General features: G+C 67.3%; 3 protein-coding genes. All 3 read left to right on the forward strand.

Annotated elements, in window-relative coordinates; all coding sequences use genetic code 11:
• A partial coding sequence (locus ABYB95_RS21165) for a GspE/PulE family protein (RefSeq protein ID WP_372661561.1) occupies nt 1–1,477 on the forward strand: 1,477 nt, incomplete at its 5' end.
• Between the two features lie 31 nt (nt 1,478–1,508).
• The gene (locus tag ABYB95_RS21170; RefSeq protein ID WP_372661564.1) at nt 1,509–2,009 is read left to right on the forward strand and encodes a hypothetical protein; all 501 of its coding nucleotides are present in this window, start codon (nt 1,509–1,511) and stop codon (nt 2,007–2,009) included.
• 25 nt (nt 2,010–2,034) lie between these two features.
• A partial coding sequence (locus ABYB95_RS21175) for a tripartite tricarboxylate transporter permease (RefSeq protein WP_372661567.1) occupies nt 2,035–2,611 on the forward strand: 577 nt, incomplete at its 3' end.

The following is a 2,611-nucleotide window of genomic DNA, read 5'->3' on the forward strand; positions in this document are numbered from 1 at the left end:
CAGCACCGAGGTGGTGGTGGCCACCGCCGAGCCCTTTGTGCGCGATTGGGTGGACGAGCTGGAGCGCCAGACGCGGCGCAGCGTGCGCCTGGTGCTGGCCAGTCCGGCGGCCATCAGCCGCTACACGGCGGAATTTTTTGCGCTGGCCAAGTCGGTGCGGGCCGCCAACAAAAGTGGCGCACAAGGGGCTTTCAGCAGCTTTGAGCAACTGGTGGAACTGGGCAAGGGCAACAAGCAGCTCGACGCCAACGACCAGGGCGTGGTGCAGGTGGTGGACTGGTTGTGGCAGTACGCGTTCGACCAGCGCGCCAGCGACATCCACCTGGAGCCCCGGCGCGAGCAGGGCGTGATCCGCTTTCGCATCGACGGCGTGCTGCACCCGGTCTACCAGATGCCCATGGGTGTGATGGGCGCGATGATCGCGCGCATCAAGTTGCTGGGCCGCATGGACGTGGTGGAAAAGCGCCGCCCCCAGGACGGCCGCATCAAGACGCTGCGGCCCGCGCCCGGTGGTGGCACGGGCACCACTGCGACCGGCGCGGCGCGGGGCGACGAGGTGGAGATGCGCTTGTCCACCTTGCCCACCGCATTTGGCGAAAAGCTGGTGATGCGCATTTTCGACCCCGACACCACGGTGAAAGACCTGAGCGCGCTGGGCTTTGCGGCGCACGACGCCCAGCGCTGGGAAGAGCTCACGCGGCGCCCGCACGGCATTGTGCTGGTGACCGGCCCCACCGGCTCGGGCAAGACCACCACGTTGTACGCCACGCTCAAGCGCCTGGCCACCGAAGAGGTGAACGTGAGCACGGTGGAAGACCCGATCGAGATGATCGAACCGGCCTTCAACCAGACCCAGGTGCAAGCGCATCTGGATCTGGACTTCATTCAAGGTCTGCGCGCCCTCATGCGGCAAGACCCGGACATCATCATGGTGGGCGAGGTGCGCGACCTGGCCACCGCCGAAATGGCGGTGCAGGCCGCGCTCACAGGCCACCTGGTGTTCACCACGCTGCACACCAACGATGCGCCCTCGGCCGTCATGCGGCTGATGGAGCTGGGCATTCCGCCCTATCTCATCAACGCCACGGTGCTGGGCGTGCTGGCCCAGCGCCTGGTGCGCACCTTGTGCCCGGCCTGCCGCACCCGCGAAGACGAAACGCAGGCCAGCGTCTCGCGCGCCGCGCTCACCGATCTGGTCAAACCCTGGAGCGTGAGCGGCAAATACCGGCCCTACGAGCCGGTGGGCTGTGTGGAATGCCGCATGACCGGCTTTCGTGGCCGCATGGGCTTGTACGAGTTGCTCACGGTGACCGAAGCCTTCAAAGAAAAAGTCAGCCGCGAACCGCAACTGGACGTGCTGCGCAAGCAGGCCGTCGCCGACGGAATGCGCCCGCTGCGCCTGGCCGGTGCGGTGCGCGTGGCCGAAGGCCTGACCACCATGGAAGAGGTCTTGTCGTGCACGCCGCCGGTGCAATGATTCCGCCGGTTTCCACGCAAGACCGCATCACATGATCAAGAACCAGAAAGACTTTCTCACCGGCTTGCTGTTTCTGTGCCTGGGCGTGGGTTTTGCCTGGGCCGCGGCCGGCCATCCGCTGGGGCAGATGCGGCAAATGGGCCCCGGCTTGCTGCCCCTGGCTCTCGGTGTGGCCTTGGCGCTGCTCGGTGTGGTGCTGGCCTTCAAGGCGCTGGCCTTCGAGTCGGTGGGCGGTGGGCGCATCGCCCACTGGGGGCTGCCGGGTTTGCTGCGGGTGCTGGGCGGCTTGTTCTGGCTCGCCCTGTGCAACGGGCCTGCCCAGTGGCCTTGGGTCGGCGCATCGATGTCGGCCTGGCCGACGCTGGGACTGGTGATCGGTTTGGGCGGATTCCTGCTGGCGGTGCTGCCGCTGCGCGACCCGTTGCCCAGGTACAGCGCCTCGTGGGCGCTGTTGCTGACGCTGTTGGTGGCCGGCATCTGGCTGGTGCTGGGTCTGGACACGCCTTTGTGGCCGGCCCTGGCGCCGCGCTGAACACCCGAATACCCAAGGCACGAACATGGCATTTTCTTGGTGGGATCAACTGGCGCTGGGCTTGCAGGCCGCCTGGTCGGTCCACGTCTGGTTGCTGGTGGGTTGCGGTGTGTTGGTGGGTTCGCTGTTCGGCCTGTTGCCGGGCGTGGGCCCGGTGGCCGCGATCAGCCTGCTGTTGCCCGCCACCCTGGGGCTGCAGGCCTTGCCCAGCCTGATGGTGCTGGCCGGGGTGTACTACGGCGCGCAATACGGCGGTTCGGTGTCGGCCATCGTGCTCAACCGGCCGGGTGAACCCTCGTCGGTCATGACCAGCCTGGACGGCCATCCGCTGGCGCTGCAAGGCCGCGCGGGCGCGGCGTTGTCGGTGGCCACCCTGAGTTCGTTTCTGGCCGGTTGCATCGGCATTGGCCTGGTGGCCGCTCTGGCGCCCTGGGTGGTGACGCTGGGTTTTCATTTCGGCCCGACCGAATACACCGCCTTGCTGGTGCTCGCGCTGGTGGGCGCCACGGTGCTGGCCTCGGGTTCTTTTCTCAAGGCCCTGGGCATGACGGTGCTGGGTCTGCTGATGGGGCTGGTGGGCTGGGATGCCATCACCGGCACGG

It is taken from the genome of Hydrogenophaga sp. (assembly GCF_041633695.1).
Taxonomy (GTDB): Bacteria; Pseudomonadota; Gammaproteobacteria; order Burkholderiales; family Burkholderiaceae_C; genus Hydrogenophaga.

Coding starts and splice junctions, on each gene's coding strand:
- ABYB95_RS21170 (WP_372661564.1), top strand. CDS start 1,509: ATGATCAAGAACCAGAAAGACTTTCTCACCGGCTTGCTGTTTCTGTGC.